The sequence below is a fragment of the Xanthomonas sp. WHRI 6108 genome (genome assembly GCF_040202385.2).
Lineage (GTDB): Bacteria > Pseudomonadota > Gammaproteobacteria > Xanthomonadales > Xanthomonadaceae > Xanthomonas > Xanthomonas arboricola.
Map to the genome: position 1 here is coordinate 4,443,156 of NZ_CP168198.1, position 14,934 is coordinate 4,458,089.

Below are 14,934 nucleotides of genomic sequence, written 5' to 3' on the forward strand. Positions count from 1 at the left end.
GACGACCGGCCGTGCGCGACCGACCAGGACCGTGGGTCATTGCCTGCAACGGCGGCTGCGTGCACGCGTGCAATGCGGAGCGACGTGGCGACATGCGGCTCAGTCATGCGGACGACCTGGCGCATTGCTGCCCGCGATGTGGTGCTGCCGGCTTGCATCACCGGACCAGAGCACACCGCCAATCCACACAGTTGCACGCAGCGCACGCCGATCCAGGCCAGCAGCCGACCGCGGGCGGCATAATGCGAACCTCAACGGAGAACGTGCATGCATAGCGGTGGTCTGGAACTGGCTCTGGTGCTGATGCTGGCCGCCATCGTGGCGGTGCCGGTGTTCAAGCGCTTCGGCCTGGGCGCGGTGCTGGCCTATCTGGTCGCCGGTGTGGTGCTCGGGCCCGATGGCGTGGGCGTGGTGCAGGATGCCGAGCGCATCAGCGGCGCGGCCGAAATCGGCGTGGTGATGCTGCTGTTCGTGATCGGCCTGGAGCTGTCGCCGGCGCGCCTGAAGGTGATGCGTCATTCGGTGTTCGGTGCCGGCGCCACCCAGGTGGTGGTGACCACGCTGATCCTGGGTGGCCTGCTGATGCTCGGCAAGCTGGGCTGGAAGAGCGCGTTGATCGTCGGCGTGGCGCTGGCGTTGTCGTCCACCGCAGTGGGCCTGCAACTGCTGGCCGAGCGCAAGGCGCTCAATAGCGACTACGGGCGCCTGGCGTTCGCCATCCTGCTGTTCCAGGATCTGATCGCCATTCCGTTGCTGGCGGCGATTCCGCTGCTCGGCGGCAGCAAGAACGCCACGCTGGCATGGCCGGACGTGGCCAAGGCGGTCGCGGCACTGGCGCTGGTGATCCTGTGCGGGCGCTTCGTGCTGCGCCATCTGTTCAACGTGGTGGCGCGCACGCGCATGCCGGAAGTGTTCACCGCCAGCGCCCTGCTGGTGGTGCTGGGCACCGCCTGGATCATGCAGGAAGCCGGATTGAGCGCCAGCCTGGGCGCCTTCATCGCCGGCGTGCTGCTGGCCGATTCGGAATTCCGCCATGAGCTCGAATCGCAGATCGAGCCGTTCGAAGGATTGCTGCTGGGGCTGTTCTTCATCTCGGTCGGCATGGGCATCGATCTGAACCGCGTGGTCGCCGAGCCAGGCCTGATCGCCGGCGGCGTGGCGATCCTGCTGGTGGTCAAGTTCTCGCTGCTGGTCGGCATCGGTAGCGTGGCGAAGTTGCCGCTGCGCAGTAGCCTGATGCTGGGCAGCGTGTTGTGGCTGGGTGGCGAATTCGCCTTCGTGGTGTTCAACGAGGCCGATCGGGTCGGCTTGCTCGAGCGCGCCAACCACGACCGGCTGGTGGCCGTCGTCGGCGTGTCGATGGCGCTGACCCCGCTGTTGCTGCTGGGCATGCAGCGCATCCTCAACGGGCCGCTGCGGCTGCATGCGCCCAAGTCCGACCGCCCGTTCGACACCATCGATGCGCAGACGCCCAAGGTGCTGGTCGCCGGCATGGGCCGCTTCGGTCAGGTGGTCGCGCGCCTGCTCACCGCGCGGCATGTGCCGTTCGTGGCCCTGGAACACAATCCGGACACCGTGGAAGATCTGCGCCGCTTCGGCAGCCAGCTGTACTACGGCGACCCCACGCGACCGGAACTGCTGCGCGCCGCCGGCGCCGACCGCATCAAGGTGTTCGTGATCGCGGTGGACGACCCGGACACCAACATCAAGACGGTGCGGCTGATCCGCCGCCTGTACCCGCAGGCCACGGTGCTGGCACGTGCACGCAATCGCCAGCACGCCTGGAAACTGATGGACCTGGGCGCCGAACCGTTCCGCGAGGTGTTCGCCTCCAGCCTGGAACTGAGCGAACGCGTGCTGACCTCGCTCGGCCTGGGCGAGGCGGTCGCCAAGGATCACGTCAAACGCTTCCGCCAGCACGACGAAGAGTTGCTGCATCGCCAGCACCTGGTCTACGACGACGAAGCCAAGGTGATCCAGACCTCGCGCGACGCACGCGCCGACCTGATGAATCTGTTCGAAGCCGACATCAAGGCCGATGTGGACGGCGAGCCCGCGCCTACCACACAGGATCGCTGAGCCCTTCGTAGGAGCGTGCCTGCGCGCGACCGGGCGTTACCGATAAAGCCCGTCGCGCGCAGGCACGCTCCTACGTGGATGTGGTGCATCGTTCGTCAGCGGTAACGGCGCCGTCGCTGCCTCGGCGACGACCTGCACGCGAGCGGCCGATTGCGTCCAAGTCATACGCCGATGTGATGACGAGCCCCCACCAACCACCCACCATGGTTGCGCCGTTCGTAGGAGCGTGCCTGCGCGCGACCCGGGCGTTACCGATAAAGCCCGTCGCGCGCAGGCACGCTCCTACGTGGATGTGGTGCATCGTTTGTCAGCGGTAGTGACGCAGTCGATGCCTTGGAAACGACCTGCACGCAAGCGGCCGATTGCGTCCAAGTCATACGCCGATGTGATGGCGAGCCCCCACCAACCACCCACAATCACTTCGCCCTTCGTAGGAGCGTGCCTGCGCGCGACCGGGCGTTACCGATAAAGCCCGTCGCGCGCAGGCACGCTCCTACGTGGAGCTGCGGCGGCTGCCTCCGTCAGCGGCGTGGCGCGCGCACCGCGGTCTTGCTGGCCGACTTCTTCGATGCGCTCTTGCCTGCGGCGGTTTTGCCGGCGGTCTTTGCGACCTTGCCGGTTGCGCGTTTGCCCGCGGCTTTCTTTGCCGCACTGCCCGGCGACGTAGCCGCATCCTGCGATGGTCTTGCTGCAGCCGCAGATGCGCGTTTGGCTGGCGCCTTGGTGACCTTTTCGGCTGCCGCCTTGGTGATCTTCCTGGCCGGCGCCTTGGCAGCCTTCTTGACCGTCTTTCCGGTGGCTTTCTTGATCGGCGTTGCAGCGCTGCTGCGCGCTTCCGGTGCGCGGCGCGGCGGTGGCTTGCGGCCGGGGGTGAGCGCGCGCCAGGCGTGTCCACCGTTCATCGCCAGCAAGGCGTCGGCGGCCGAGGGGCCGGCGCTGCCGGCGGCGTAATTGGGGAAATCGCTGGGCGGTTGCTTCCAGGCATCCAGGATCGGTTGCACGATGCGCCAGGCACCTTCCACCATTGCCGCATCCTGGAACAGGCCGGCCTCGCCGTTCATGCAGTCCTGCAGCAGGCGCTCGTAGCCCACCGTGTATTCCTTGGGGAACCAGTCGCGGTAGCGGAAGTCCATGCGCACCGGTGCCAGGCTGACCTGCGCGCCGGGGCGTTTGACGTCGAACTGCAGCGAGATGCCTTCGTCGGGCTGGATGTGCAGCACCAGCCAGTCGGGGCCGTAGCCGCCCACTTCGGTGCTGCGGAACGGCGCCAGCGGCGCAGGCTTGAAGCGGATCGCGATCTCGGTGGTGCGCTCGCGCAGACGCTTGCCGGTGCGCAGGTAGAACGGCACGCCGGCCCAGCGCCAGGTGTCGACCTGCAGCTTCATCGCCACGTAGGTTTCGGTTTCCGAATCGTCCGGCACGGTGTCTTCTTCGCGATAGCCGGGCACGGCGCTGCGGTTGACCGCACCGGAGGCGTACTGGCCACGCACCACGTCTTCGGGCTTGATCGGGCGCACCGCTTCGATCACTTCGGCGCGGCGGCGATGCATCGCTTCGGTGGTGAATGCGGCCGGCGGCTCCATCGCAATCATCGCCAGCAACTGGAACAGGTGATTGGGCACCATGTCGCGCAGGCAGCCGGTGGGGTCGTAGAAGCGCCCACGCCCTTCCACGCCGATGGTTTCGGCGGCGGTGATCTGCACATGATCGATGCGGTCGCGGTTCCACACCGGCTCGAACAGGCCATTGGCGAAACGGAACGCCAGGATGTTCTGCACGGTTTCCTTGCCGAGGAAATGGTCGATGCGGAACACCTGGTCCTCATGCAGCACCTTGGCGACGGTGGCGTTAAGCGCGACGGCGCTGGGCAGGTCGTGGCCGAAGGGTTTTTCCACGATCACCCGACGCCAGCCCTCGCCCTCGCGTTGCTTGACCAGCCCGGCTTCGCCCAGGTTGAGCAATACCGGCTCGAAGAAGCGCGCGGCGGTTGCCAGGTAAAACAGCACGTTGCCCTGGGTGCCGTAGCGCTTGTGCAGCTTCTCCAGCGCGCCACCCAGGGTTTGATAGGCGCCCAGGTCGGTGAAATCGCCGCGCAGATAATGCATGCGCTCGCGCAGCCACTCCCAGGTGTCGGTGTCGAATTCGTCGGTCTGGAATTCGGCATCGCGGCTGCTGAGCAGCTGGGTCATCGACTGGCCCATCATCGTGCGCCACGAACGCTCGCTGATATCGCCGTGATCCATGCCGACGATGGCGAACTGCTCGCCCAGCGCACCGGAGCGGCGCAGGTTGTACAGCGCCGGCATCACCAGGCGCTTGGTCAGATCGCCGCGTGCACCGAACACCACGATGATGCACGGCGGGGTGGTGGCTTGTTCGTTCATGGATGTGTTTCCTCTTTGCCCATGCGTCCGTGCAGGCGCAATGCCGCATTGACCAGAGCCACGTGGGAATACCCTTGCGGGAAGTTGCCAAGCATGCGTTTGCTGCGCGGGTCGTACTCTTCGGCGAGCAGGCCCACGTCGTTGCACAGCCCGAGCAGACGCTCGAGCAGGACGCGTGCCTGCTCGGTGCGCCCGAGCAGGGCGTAGTTTTCCACCAGCCAGAAGCTGCAGGCAAGAAAGGTGCCCTCGCCGGCCGGCAAGCCGTCGGCGCTGTCGTCGGCGCGATAGCGCTCAACCAATCCATCGATGGTCAGATCGCGTGCGATCGCATCGGCGGTTGCGGCGATGCGCGGATCATCGGCCGGCAGGAACCCCACGATCGGGATCAGCAACAACGCCGCATCCAGGCGATCGGAGCCGTAGCTCTGCACGAAGTGTCCGTCCGGGTGCACGCCTTTTTCCAGCACTTCGGCGCGGATGTCGTCGGCGATGCGGCCCCAGTGCGCGCGCTTGGCCGCATCGGCGTTGGTGATGCCATCGCGCGCGCCGCAGTCGAACGCCAGCCAGGCCATCACCTTGGAATGCACGAAATGACGGCGCTCGTCGCGGATTTCCCAGATGCCTTCGTCGGGCAGGCGCCACAGCGTTTCCAGCGTCTCCAGCACCTTTTCCAGCAACGATGCCGACGAGCCATCGTCATCGGACGGCGGCGCCACGCCCTTTTCGCGCGCGTAATGGAACGCGCCGATCAACTCGCCGTAGACGTCGAGCTGGAACTGGTCCACCGCGCCGTTGCCGATCCGCACTGGCCCGGAATTTTCATAGCCGGGCAGCCAGTGCGCCTCCCACTCCTGCAGGCGGCGCTCGCCGGCGATGCCGTAGAGCGCCTGCAACTGATCCGGCGAACCGGCGATGGCGCGTTGCACCCAGTCGCGAAAAGCTTCTGCTTCGTCGCGATAGCCGGCCTGCAGCAAGGCGATCAGGGTGAACACCGAATCGCGCAGCCAGCAGTAGCGGTAATCCCAGTTGCGGCTGCCGCCCAGATGCTCGGGCAGCGAGGCAGTCGGCGCGGCGACGATGCCGCCGGTGGGCAGATAGCTGAGCCCCTTCAGCACCACCAGCGAACGACGCACCTGCGCGGTCCAGGGGCCGACATCGGTGCAGCGCCGCGCCCAGCCATGCCAGAACGCGGTCGTGCGTTGCAGCGCCTGTTCTGGATCGATCGCCGTCGGCGTGGGCTGATGCGACAGGCCGTGGCTGAGCACAAACCAGGTGCTTTCGCCCTGCCGCAGCGTGAAGTCGGTTTCGGTGCCCATGTCCTCGCCGTGCAGCGCCTGCGGCGAGCGCAGCGCCAGCTGGTCGGGGCCGGCAATGGCGCGGATGCCACCGTCGATACGCGTCACCCATGGCACGGTGCGGCCATAGTTGAAGCGGAAGGTCAGGCGCATGTGCATCGGCACCTGGCCCTGCACGCAACGCACGATCCGCACCAGGTGCTGGTGGCCGTCGCCTTCATCGCTGGCGACCATGAAGTCGACCAGTTCCACCGTGCCGGTGTCGGTGTGCATGCGCGTGCACAACACCAGGCTGTCGTCTTCATAGGCACGTTCGCTGCGAAAGTCGCCGGCCGGCGACAACGCCCATTGCCCGTGCTGCTCATCGCCCAGCAGGGATGCGAAAAACGCATCGGAATCGAAACGTGGCAGACACAGCCAGTCGATGGTGCCGCGGTGGTCGACCAGGGCCGCGCTGTGGCAATTGCCCAGCATGGCGTGGTCCTCGATACGCACGCTCATCGTAGAGGCGCTTCCTTCGTGCGAGGGAGCGCCAAGTTTTGCATGCGCGGTGTCGGGATCAGGTTACGACTGCGCCGGCAGACGCAGCAGCGGTGGCACCGTGTGTTCCAGGCGACGGATCAGTGCCGGATCCATGTACGCGTAATCGTCGGGAATCTGCAGGCAGATCACCCGGCAATGGCGCAGATGCGCGGCGAAGCGTTTGCGCAGCAACTGCAGATGACGACGCTCCATCACCAGCACCAGCTGCGCTTCGTGCAACAGCTCCGGGGTGAGCTGTACCTCCGCATCGGCGGCCAGCCCGGCCGATTGCGTCTGCACGCCCGGCCAGTCGGCGAACACGCGCTCGGCGGTGGGGCTGCGCAGCCGGTTGCGGCTGCACACGAACAGCACCCGCAGCGGTGCGCCGGCGCGCTGGCTCAGCGGCCTTCGCGCAGGAAGCGCGCCATCGAGGACACCCCCGGCAAGGCGGGTTCGAACTGGCCGGCCACATCGATGAAGCCGCGCATGATCGCGATCTCGCGCGGGGTGCGGTTGAGCGCGTCGCGGCGGTCGGCATCGGCGCCGGCACGCAGCAGGCGCTGCACCAGCAACGGCAGGCCGTGCAGTGCGGCCAGGTGCAGCGGACCGAAACCGCGTTGATCGGCCACGTCCAGCGAGACGTCTTCGTCGAGCAGGCGTTCCACGCCGGCCAGCACCACCTGCTCGTCGCAGGCGGTGCCCGGTTCGGCGCGCGCGCCCAGCACCAGCAGCAAGGGGCTGACCCGGCCGCCGGCCAGGTAGTCCGGGTCGGCACCGGCCAGCAGCAAGGTATCCAGCAAGGCCAGCAGGCGGCTCTTGTCGCGCGCGGTGAAGCCGTACAGCGCGGCGCAATGCAGCGGCGCCAGGCCTTGATCGTCGTTGGCGTGCACATCGGCCGCCGCGGTGAGCAGGCGCGCCACGATATCCGGCAGGCCCAGCGCGCAGGCCAGCATCAGCACGGTGACGCCGCCGGGCAGGCGGTGCTCGATCTGCGCGCCGGCCTGCAGCAGCGCGGCCACGATCTCGGTCTGGCGCATGCTCACCGCCGCCGACAACGGCGTGGCGCCGCTATTGGCCGCGCGTTGCGGGTCGGCGCCGCGACCGAGCAAATGCGCCACCACGCCCAGATGGCCGCCACCGGCGGCACGCAGCAACGCGGTGCAGCCCTGGGCATCGATCGCATCGACCGGCAGGCCCAGATCGATCAGCCGACGCACCGCATCGGTGTCGCCGACCATTGCGGCGGCCGGCACATCCGCTTCGCGCAGGCTGCGCTGCGGCAGCGACCAGATGCGCCAGTCCAGCCAGTCGGCCAGGTCGCGGCGGCCGATCGACAGCGCCACCCCCAGCGGGGTCTGCCCGTCGGCAGCGCGCGCTTCCGGCGAGGCGCCCTGCTTGACCAGCAATTTCAGCGACGCCTCGCGCCCCAGCGCGGTAGCCAGATGCAGCGCGGTCATGCCGTGGCTGTCGCGTGCCTCGCGGTCCACGCCGTGTTCCAGCAGCCACTGCTGCAGGCGCAGCCAGCCCAGCCGCACCGCCAGCGACAACGGCGGATCGCCGGCGGCCGACGCGGCGAACGGGTCGGCGCCGCGTTCGAGCAGTTCCAGCGCGAACTGTTCCAGCCCACGCGATGCCGCATCGTGCTGCACGCAGGCGCTGAGCAGCCGCGTCAGGCCGCCGGCCCCGGCCGGCGACACGCCATGGCGCAGCAGCGCCTGCAGCGCCGGCATCGCCTCCACGCCCCGCGACAGCAGCGCAAACATCGGCACATCGCCGCAGGCATCGCGCACTTCGGCATCGGCCCCGTGGCGCAGCAGCCAGTCCACCGCATCGGCGTTCAAGGCCAGATGCGCGTCGTGCAGCAGGCCGCCGAGTTCTTCCGGGCCGCACAGGCGGGCCAGTGCGACCAGACCGTCGCGCTGGCCGAACTGCAGGCCTTCGCGCAGCAGCACCAGTGGCGGGCGATCGGGCAGTACCGTCACGCCGGGGCTCTCGCCGTGCGCGTCACTGACCGCCGCCGGCAAGGGATAGCCGGGATCGAGCAACTGCACGATCGCCCAGCGCCCGGCTTCGGCGGCCACATCCACCGCGCGACGGCCGTGCGCGTCGGCGCTGTCGGCCGGCACCTGCAGCTCGAGCAGGCGCCGGATCAGCGCCGGCGACACGCTGTCGGCCGCGCAGGCCAGCATCACCGCATTGCGACCTTCGCCGTCGGTGGCCAGCACATCGGCCTTGCGTGCGACCAGGCGTTCGAGCACGCCGCTGCGCGCCTGCCGCGCCGCATCCAGCCACGGCGTGCGGCCGAGCAGGTCGCGCGCTTCCAGGTTGGCGCCGGCCGCCAGTAGCGCCTCGACGATGTCGCCGTGTCCGGCCAACGCCGCTTCGTGCAGGGCGCTGCGGCGCTGGCGGTCGCGCGCATCCACGCGCGCCTTGTGCTTGAGCAGCAGCTGCACGCCGGCCGGGTCGTCTTCCTCGGTGCCGGCCGCGGCCAGCAGCACCGGTGCGCCACCTTCCGGTTCGGAGTGCGCGCCGCGTTCCAGCAGGAACTTGGCCAGCCGCCAGTTGCCGACCTGGCAGGCCATCGCCAGCGGCGAGTGGCCTTCGTTGTTGAGCGCATCGAGCTCGGCGGCGGCATCGCGCAGCAGCGCGGCCACGCCCGGGTCGGAACTGCGCACCGCGTGGTGTAGCGGCGTGTTGCCGTCGTTGTCGCTGGCGCGCGGGTCGGCCCCGTTGGCCAGCAGCGTCATCACCGCGTCCGGGCGGCCGTGCCAGCTGTCGCGGGTGGCGGCCAGCAACGGGGTCATGCCGCGATGCGGCTGGTTGACGTCGACGCGGCGCACGATCAGCTCGCGCAGCAGGCGCAGATCCGGCAGCACCGCGGCCAGCGCGGGCAGGCTGCGTTGGTCGCGCCACTCCGGCAGCGGCATCGCCTGCGGGTCGGCCCCGGCGTCGAGCAACTGCAGCGCGCGGTCCACGCGTCCGCTGCGCGCGGCCTCGAACAGTTCGGGCACCAGTTGGTGCTGGGCCACCGGCTCCAGCGGACGCGGCTCGGCCGCCGCTTCGGAAAAGAAATCGGCCGCCTGCAGGGCCGCCGGGGCATCGCTGCGCGCCGGGGCGGCCGTGCGTTGCAACAGCAGGTGGGCAGCGGGCAGCAGCACGCTGGCCGCGATCGCCAGACTCCAGCGCAGGCTGCTCGACAACCAGCCCGGCCAGGCCAGCGCCACCACCAGCGTGCACATCGCCAGCACCAGGGCAGCGGCCAGCAGGCCGCGCCAGGCGTGCAACTCCTGCGTTGCCAGCGCATGCCAGCGCGGGGCCAGGGCGCCGCCATCGCGTTCGACCTCGCCCCACAGCGGCCAGGTCCGCCACAACCCGAGCAACGCGGCGCTGACCGCCACACTCAAGGCCAATGCGGCGGCCAGGCTGCCGCTGTCGCGCAGGGCGGTCAGCGGCCAGCTGATCAGCGCGGCCAGTGCCAGCAGGCCCACACCCCAGATCGTCAGCAGCGGCGGCAAGGCCTGCGCGACCGCACGCGGCCGGCTGGGCAATGCGCGGCTACCGCGCGCCCACGACACCGCCAGCGCGAACGCCGGCTGCGCCAGCCACAGCGTCACCGCGGCGACACCGCCACCGATGCCACCCAGCAACGACAACGCCACGCCGGCCAGGCCGGCCAGCGCTGCGGCCCGCAAGCGTGCGGCCCGTGCGGCCTCAGTCATAGTCGCACTCGCCCGCCAGCACCACCGTCTTGGGCAGTTGCAGATAGAAGCCGTGCCTGGCGAGCGCTTCGCGCACCGTGGCCACGTCGGCCTGCGCCAGACGGCGCTCCGGCGTCAACGCCACCTCCAGCACGAACGCGAACGGCGCCAGCTGCGCGTGCACGGCGGCGGGAAGACCGGAGAAGTCGTCGCGCGTGGCGAGATAGACGAAGGTGTCCTGCTTGCGTTGGCTTTTATAGACGTAGGCGTGCATGCGCGCGTGGTCGCGCTCGATCGGCAAGTGTGTCGCAGGATTGTGTCCCAATTGCGCCGATGGCGAAAGCGCGGCAACGCGCGAAAACTCCAGCCCCGTCAGCGACATGACCGGCACGTTCAGTTGCGCCATCGACGGGAGGCGCACCCGCCATCGATATACTGAGCCCACTTCTTGCCAGCCAGACCACCGTGAGCCAAGCGCAGCATTCGTCCCAGATGGCCCCGGTCGCCGTCACCGCTTTTACATCCACCACCGCGCTCGGCGCCGGGCTCGATGCCCAGGCCGCCGCCCTGACTGCTCGCCGCAGCGGCATGCGTCGCAACGATTTCGGCCCGCAGCCGCTGCCGTGCTGGATCGGCCGCGTCGACGGCGTGGAAGACGTCGTGTTGCCGGAGGCCCTGCAAGGCTGGGACTGCCGCAACAATCGCCTGGCCTGGCTGGCCCTGCAGCAGGACGGCATGGCCGAGGCGGTGCAGGCCGCCGCGCAGCGCTACGGCGCCGAGCGCGTGGCGGTGATCATCGGCACCTCCACCTCCAGCATCGGCGCCAGTGAAGAGGCCTACACGCGGCTGGTCGAAGACGCCGACGGCGCGCGCTTCCCCGACGACCTGGATCGCCCGATCGTGCACACCCCGCACTCGCTGGGCGACTTCGTGCAGCACGCCACCGGCCTGCGCGGCCCGAGCGTGACCGTGGCCACCGCCTGTTCGTCCAGCGCCAAGGTGTTTGCCCAGGCCGCGCGCCTGATCGACGCCGGGGTGGTGGATGCCGCCCTGGTCGGCGGCGTGGATACCTTGTGCGGCAGCGTGCTGTTCGGCTTCAACTCGCTGCAGGTGGTGGCGCCGGAGCTGTGCCAGCCGTTCGATGCGCGCCGGGTCGGCCTGAGCCTGGGCGAGGCCGGCGGCTTTGCCATGCTCGAACGCACCGCCGCCGCGCCGGACGCAACGCTGTGGCTGTACGGCTATGGCGAATCCAGCGATGCGCACCATATGTCCGCCCCGCATCCGCAGGGCCTGGGCGCGCAGCTGGCGATGCGCGGCGCGCTCGAACGCGCCGGTCTGGAGCCGGCCGCGGTGGGCTACCTGAACCTGCACGGCACTGCCACCCCGGCCAACGACAGCGTCGAAGCCGCCGCGGTGGCGGCGATCTTCCCGGCCACCCTGCACGCCAGCTCGACCAAGGCCTGGACCGGCCACACCCTGGGCGCAGCCGGCATCGTCGAGTCGGTGATCGCGCTGCTGGCGCTGCGCGACGGCGTGCTGCCGGGCACGCTCAACAGCGAAGTGCCCGACCCCGCCTGCGGCCCGCAGATCCGTTTCGACAATGCCCATTCCAAGATCGATTACGCAATGAACAACTCCTTCGGTTTTGGCGGCAACAACTGCTCGCTGCTGTTCGGGCAGGCCCGCTGATGCTGGCTGCCACCATCGAGGGGATCGGCTTCTGGACCCAGGGCCTGCCGAGCTGGGACGCCGCTGCGGCGTTCGTGCGCGGCGGCGCGCTGCAGGACACCGGCGCGCGCCCGGCGCCGCAGCTGCTGGCCGCCAACGAGCGCCGTCGCGCACCGGACACGGTGGCGGTCTCGCTGGAGGCCGCGCTGGCCGCCTGCACCGCCGCCGGCCGCGAGCCGGCCAGCCTGCCGTCGATCTTCACTTCCACGTACGGCGACCTGGCCATCTCCGACTACATGTGCACCACCCTGGCCAGCGACCCCACGGCGATCTCGCCGACCAAGTTTCACAACTCGGTGCACAACGCCGCGGCCGGCTACTGGACCATCGGCGCCGGGGCGATGACCCCGGCCACCGCGATCAGCGCCAGCCTGGGCAGCTTCGCGCAGGGCTTGCTGGAGGCGCTGGTCCAACGTGCCGCCGGCATGGACGCAGTGCTGCTGGCCGGCTACGACGCCCGCTCGGTCGGGCCGCTGGGTCGGGTCGCCCCCAGCCAGGGGCTGCTCGGTGGCGCGCTGGTGCTAGGTGCGCCCGGCCAGGCCGGCAAGCCGCAGTTGCGGGCGTGGCTGGACGACGGCACGCCGACGACGGGCGCCGGCCCGCTGGCGCGGCATGTCGCCGCCAATGCGATGGCGCCGATGCTGCCGTTGTTCGACCTGATCGCCACTGGCGGCGAACGCGTGGCGCTGTACGCCGGCCCGGGCCGGGTGTTGCGCGTGGAGCTCCAGCAGTGAGCCGGCAGCCACTGACCCGCGAGGACACCGCGATCCTGGTGCCGGCGCTGAACGAATCGCTGCGCATCCGTGAAGTGGTCAACGATGCGCTGACCTATTGTTCCAACGTGATCGTGATCGACGACGGCTCCGATGACGGCACTGCCGACTGCATCGCCGGCCTGCCGATCACCTTGATCCGGCACCCGCAGCGCAAGGGCAAGGGCGCCGCGTTGCGCAGCGGGTTTGCGCAGGCGCAGCGGATGGGCATGCGCGCGGTGATGACCATGGACGGCGACGGCCAGCACAAGGCCGCCGATTTCCCGCGCCTGTTGGCGGCGGCCAACCGTCACCCCGGCTGCGTCATCGTCGGCGCCCGCATGCGCAAGCGCGCCACCCAGCCCACCATCCGCCGCATCGGCAACGATTTCGGCGACTGGGGCATCGCCTGGGCCTGCGGCTTCCAGCTGGTCGACAGCCAGAGCGGCCAGCGCCTGTATCCGGCCTCGGTGTTCACCCTGCCCGACGTGCCCGGCGAAGGCTTCGTGTTCGAAGCGCAACTGCTGATTTCCGCCGCACGCCAGGCCGGCGCGCGCGTGGTCGCGGTGCCGATCGAAACCCGCTACGCCGGCACCTCGCCGGGCGCGTTCCGCAAGAGCCATTTCCGCCTGGTACGCGATCTGTGGGAAATCACCTCGCATGTGGTGGTCCAGGCCTGGAGCTACGGGCATATCTGGCGCGAGTACCGCCGCGTGCGCGCCAACCCGGTGCTGATCGACGACGCTGACGGCGAATTTGCTACTGTGCCGGCGGTTACCAAGAGCAAGCCATCCCCATGAATGCACAGCGTGCCGATGTCGTTATCACCGGTGGTGGCCTGGCCGGCCTGAGTCTGGCCCTGCAGCTGCGCCAACGCGACCCCGAACTGGCGATCACTGTGCTGGAGCGCCGTGCGCACCCGGTGCGCGAGGCGGCGTTCAAGGTGGGCGAGTCCACGGTGGAGATCGGCGCGCACTACTTCGCCGAGGTCTTGGGCCTGCGCGAGCATCTGGAGACCGAGCAGATCCGCAAGTTCGGGTTCCGCTTCTTCTTCTCCGACAAGCGCGAGGACATCGACCGCTGCACCGAGCTGGGCGTGAGCCGGATCCTGCCGACGCCGTCGTGGCAGATCGACCGTGGCCGCTTCGAAAATTTCCTCGGCGAGCGCGCCCGCGCGCAGGGCATCACGTTTGTCGACAACTGCAGCGTCAAGGGCGTGGACCTTTCCGATGACCAGGCCGACCACGCCGTGCGCTACGAGCGCGCCGGCGAGGCCGGCACGCTGAGCGCCCGCTGGGTGGTGGATGCCAGCGGCCGCGCCGGCCTGCTCAAGCGCAAGCTCGGCCTGGCGCAGGACAATGCACACGACGCCAATGCGGTGTGGTGGCGTGTGGAAGGCCTGATCGACCCCAATGGCTGGTCGCAGGACAGCAACTGGCTGCAGCGCTGCACGCCGCCGGACCGCTGGCGCTCGACCAACCACATGTGCGGGCCGGGCTACTGGTTCTGGCTGATTCCGCTATCGTCCGGCGCGCATTCGCTGGGCATCGTCTGCGATGCAACGATGCACCCGCTGGACACGATGAACACCCACGACAAGGCGATGACCTGGCTGCGCACGCATCAGCCGCAGGTCGCCGCCACACTCGACAAGGCCGACTACCGGCTGCAGGACTTCCTGTTCCTGCGTAACTTCTCCTATGGCTGCAAGCAGGTGTTCTCGCCGCAGCGCTGGGCGCTGACCGGCGAGGCGGGCTTGTTCCTGGACCCGTTCTATTCGCCCGGCAGCGACTTCATTGCGATTTCCAATACCTACATCTGCGAACTGATCGGCCGCGACCGCGCCGGCAGATCGCTCAGCCCGTATGTGGAGCTGTATCAGCAGCTGTATTTCTCGTTCTACGAAAACACCCTGACCCTGTACCAGGATCAGTACGCGCTGTTCGGCGACGCGCAGGTGATGCCGGTCAAGGTGATCTGGGACTACACCTACTACTGGTCGCTGCTGGCGCCGCTGTTCTGCAGCGGACGCATCGCCGACCTCAGCCTGCTCTCGCGCATGAAGTCCGATTTCTTCTATGCGCGCGACATGAATCTGGCCATGCAGCGTGTGCTGCACGACTGGGGCCAGCACAACACTGCACAAGGCCTGGCCACCGACGATGGGCGCCTGCTCGATCAATATCTGATCGGCTGGTTCAACGAACTCAATGGCGCCTTGAACGACACCCTCGACGACGATGCCTTTGCCGCACGCATCCACAGCAACGTCGCGCAGATGGCGGTGCTGGCACGCGAGATCCTGCAGCAGGCACGCCAGCGCCATGCCGCACTGCCGGACCACGGGCTGGACGCCTTGACCGCCAACGCCATCGGCGAGCCGATCCTCACCGCCGCCTGGTACGCCGACGCGGCGTGAGTTTGAGGACCGCGCCGGCAACGGCGCGTGCGTTTCTGCAGTCAGACCTAGCTCCTA

Annotated in this window: 10 protein-coding genes; 5 read left to right on the forward strand and 5 right to left on the reverse strand. The window is 69.0% G+C overall.

The window, feature by feature from the left end; genetic code table 11:
- The first annotated feature begins 267 nt into the window (after positions 1–267).
- On the forward strand, positions 268–2,079 hold the full coding sequence (locus ABQ039_RS18725) for a monovalent cation:proton antiporter-2 (CPA2) family protein (RefSeq protein ID WP_184611773.1): 1,812 nt from the start codon (positions 268–270) through the stop codon (positions 2,077–2,079).
- Between the two features lie 521 nt (positions 2,080–2,600).
- On the opposite strand, the gene zwf is transcribed toward ABQ039_RS18725, so the two are convergent.
- From zwf to ABQ039_RS18750, 5 genes are all read right to left on the reverse strand, one after another.
- A complete protein-coding gene (gene zwf, locus ABQ039_RS18730) occupies positions 2,601–4,463 on the reverse strand; it encodes a glucose-6-phosphate dehydrogenase (protein ID WP_184611771.1) in 1,863 nt (620 codons plus the stop codon).
- The gene (locus tag ABQ039_RS18735; RefSeq protein WP_102257127.1) at positions 4,460–6,259 is read right to left on the reverse strand and encodes a glycoside hydrolase family 15 protein; all 1,800 of its coding nucleotides are present in this window, start codon (positions 6,257–6,259) and stop codon (positions 4,460–4,462) included. The genes zwf and ABQ039_RS18735 overlap by 4 nt, the downstream gene beginning before the upstream one ends.
- 63 nt (positions 6,260–6,322) lie before the next feature.
- On the reverse strand, positions 6,323–6,652 hold the full coding sequence (locus ABQ039_RS18740; protein ID WP_016902847.1) for a low molecular weight protein tyrosine phosphatase family protein: 330 nt from the start codon (positions 6,650–6,652) through the stop codon (positions 6,323–6,325).
- Between the two features lie 26 nt (positions 6,653–6,678).
- On the reverse strand, positions 6,679–9,999 hold the full coding sequence (locus tag ABQ039_RS18745) for an ankyrin repeat domain-containing protein (protein WP_349778659.1): 3,321 nt from the start codon (positions 9,997–9,999) through the stop codon (positions 6,679–6,681).
- Positions 9,992–10,252, reverse strand: a complete 261-nt coding sequence (locus tag ABQ039_RS18750) for a YcgL domain-containing protein (RefSeq protein WP_039529613.1) — start codon at positions 10,250–10,252, stop codon at positions 9,992–9,994. The genes ABQ039_RS18745 and ABQ039_RS18750 overlap by 8 nt, the downstream gene beginning before the upstream one ends.
- Before the next feature lie 218 nt (positions 10,253–10,470).
- Here ABQ039_RS18750 and ABQ039_RS18755 point away from each other — a divergent pair, with 218 nt between their 5' ends.
- The 4 genes from ABQ039_RS18755 to ABQ039_RS18770 are packed head-to-tail and all read left to right on the forward strand — an operon-like array spanning position 10,471 to position 14,877.
- Positions 10,471–11,667: a beta-ketoacyl-[acyl-carrier-protein] synthase family protein gene (locus ABQ039_RS18755; RefSeq protein WP_104543730.1), complete on the forward strand. Its 1,197-nt coding sequence runs from the start codon at positions 10,471–10,473 to the stop codon at positions 11,665–11,667.
- Positions 11,667–12,440, forward strand: a complete 774-nt coding sequence (locus ABQ039_RS18760; RefSeq protein ID WP_184434895.1) for a beta-ketoacyl synthase chain length factor — start codon at positions 11,667–11,669, stop codon at positions 12,438–12,440. The genes ABQ039_RS18755 and ABQ039_RS18760 overlap by 1 nt, the downstream gene beginning before the upstream one ends.
- Positions 12,437–13,258, forward strand: coding sequence for a glycosyltransferase family 2 protein (locus ABQ039_RS18765; protein WP_065033431.1), 822 nt, complete (start codon positions 12,437–12,439; stop codon positions 13,256–13,258). Before ABQ039_RS18760 ends, ABQ039_RS18765 begins: the two co-directional genes overlap by 4 nt.
- Entirely contained in the window at positions 13,255–14,877 is a 1,623-nt protein-coding gene (locus ABQ039_RS18770) for an NAD(P)/FAD-dependent oxidoreductase (RefSeq protein ID WP_184611767.1), read from the forward strand. Before ABQ039_RS18765 ends, ABQ039_RS18770 begins: the two co-directional genes overlap by 4 nt.
- The last annotated feature ends 57 nt before the right edge of the window (positions 14,878–14,934 follow it).

Bases quoted from the DNA above. Each gene is read 5' to 3' on its own strand.
- ABQ039_RS18725 (WP_184611773.1), top strand. From the start codon at position 268: ATGCATAGCGGTGGTCTGGAACTGGCTCTGGTGCTGATGCTGGCCGCC.
- zwf (WP_184611771.1), bottom strand. From the start codon at position 4,463: ATGAACGAACAAGCCACCACCCCGCCGTGCATCATCGTGGTGTTCGGT.
- ABQ039_RS18735 (WP_102257127.1), bottom strand. From the start codon at position 6,259: ATGAGCGTGCGTATCGAGGACCACGCCATGCTGGGCAATTGCCACAGC.
- ABQ039_RS18745 (WP_349778659.1), bottom strand. From the start codon at position 9,999: ATGACTGAGGCCGCACGGGCCGCACGCTTGCGGGCCGCAGCGCTGGCC.
- ABQ039_RS18750 (WP_039529613.1), bottom strand. From the start codon at position 10,252: ATGCACGCCTACGTCTATAAAAGCCAACGCAAGCAGGACACCTTCGTC.
- ABQ039_RS18755 (WP_104543730.1), top strand. From the start codon at position 10,471: ATGGCCCCGGTCGCCGTCACCGCTTTTACATCCACCACCGCGCTCGGC.
- ABQ039_RS18760 (WP_184434895.1), top strand. From the start codon at position 11,667: ATGCTGGCTGCCACCATCGAGGGGATCGGCTTCTGGACCCAGGGCCTG.
- ABQ039_RS18770 (WP_184611767.1), top strand. From the start codon at position 13,255: ATGAATGCACAGCGTGCCGATGTCGTTATCACCGGTGGTGGCCTGGCC.